Raw genomic sequence first — 1230 nt, 5'->3', positions numbered from 1 at the left:
GTCGCGCACAGGGTGCGCTCCCACAGGACAGCTCGTTGCCTTACTCGGGCTTGTTGCCCAGCTTTGTCAGCTCAGGATTGGAGGTGAAGTCGCGCTTGGCGCGCTGCGCCGTGAGCGGCTCGCCATTGACCTGGTACCAGATGCTTTCGGCGATATTGGTGGCGTGGTCGCCGATGCGCTCGATGTTCTTGGCCATGAACAGCAGGTGCGTGCACGGCGTGATGTTGCGCGGATCTTCCATCATGTAGGTGAGCAGCTGGCGGAAGTAGCCGGTATAGGCTTCGTCCAGCTCGGCATCGTCCTTCCACACCTGGTAGGCGCGTTCGGCATCGCGGTCGCGGTAGGCGATCAACACGTCGCGCACTTCCTGCGCGGCAAGTTCAGCCAGGTAGCCGAGGCCATTGGTCGGGCTCACGGGCGCCACCATCGACAGCGGGATGGAGCGCTTGGCCACGTTGGCGGCGTAGTCGCCGATGCGCTCAATGTCGGCTGCGATGCGCAGCGCGGCAAACACGTTGCGCAGGTCGCCGGCGATCGGCGCGCGCAGCGCGAGCAGGCGCACCACGTCGTGGCTGATTTCCTGTTCGAGCAGGTCGATGGCGTCGTCGTTGTTGACCACGTGCTGCGCAGCGCGCTCGTCACGGCGGTCGATCACGTCGATGGCGGCTTCCAGCTGGCTCACGGCAAGCTCGCCCATGCGGACGATTTCGCCGGTGAGACGGGTCAGCTCGTCGTCGTAGCTCTTGATGATGTGTTCTTTGCTGCTGCCGCTCATTTGGATTCTCTTGTGAGTCCAGTAGGGGAGGGTGAGGTTTCGTGACCCCTCACCCCAGCCCTCTCCCCGGAGGGGAGAGGGAGCATAACGGTTAGCCGAAGCGACCGGTGATGTAATCCTCGGTCTGCTTCTTGCCCGGCTTGGTGAAGATCTGTTCGGTGCGGTCGAATTCGATCAGCTCGCCCAGGTACATGAAGGCGGTGAGGTCCGAGCAACGGGCCGCCTGCTGCATGTTGTGGGTGACGATGACGATGGTGTACTCGCTCTTGAGTTCTTCCACCAGCTGCTCGATGCGGCCAGTGGCGATCGGGTCGAGCGCCGAGGTCGGCTCGTCCAGCAACAGCACTTCAGGCTTGAGTGCGATGCCGCGCGCGATGCACAGGCGCTGCTGCTGGCCGCCGGAGAGGCCGAGCGCGCTCTGCTTGAGCTTGTCCTTCACCTCGTCCCACAGCGCG

2 protein-coding genes are annotated in these 1230 nt (G+C 63.7%); both read right to left on the bottom strand.

Annotation, left to right across the window (positions count from 1 at the left end):
• Nucleotides 1-40 precede the first annotated feature (40 nt).
• Nucleotides 41-775 (bottom strand): phosphate signaling complex protein PhoU, encoded by a 735-nt coding sequence (gene phoU / locus AC1DMG_RS22220; protein WP_121879212.1) that lies wholly within the window; start codon nt 773-775, stop codon nt 41-43.
• Nucleotides 776-866: 91 nt separating this feature from the next.
• A partial coding sequence (locus AC1DMG_RS22215) for a phosphate ABC transporter ATP-binding protein (RefSeq protein WP_477181161.1) occupies nt 867-1230 on the bottom strand: 364 nt, incomplete at its 5' end.

It is taken from the genome of Dyella sp. 01N36 (assembly GCF_056399745.1).
This window is presented reverse-complemented; position numbering and strand designations above follow the sequence as displayed.

Excerpts from the sequence above, each read along its gene's own strand:
- phoU (WP_121879212.1), bottom strand. The coding sequence starts at position 775 with ATGAGCGGCAGCAGCAAAGAACACATCATCAAGAGCTACGACGACGAG.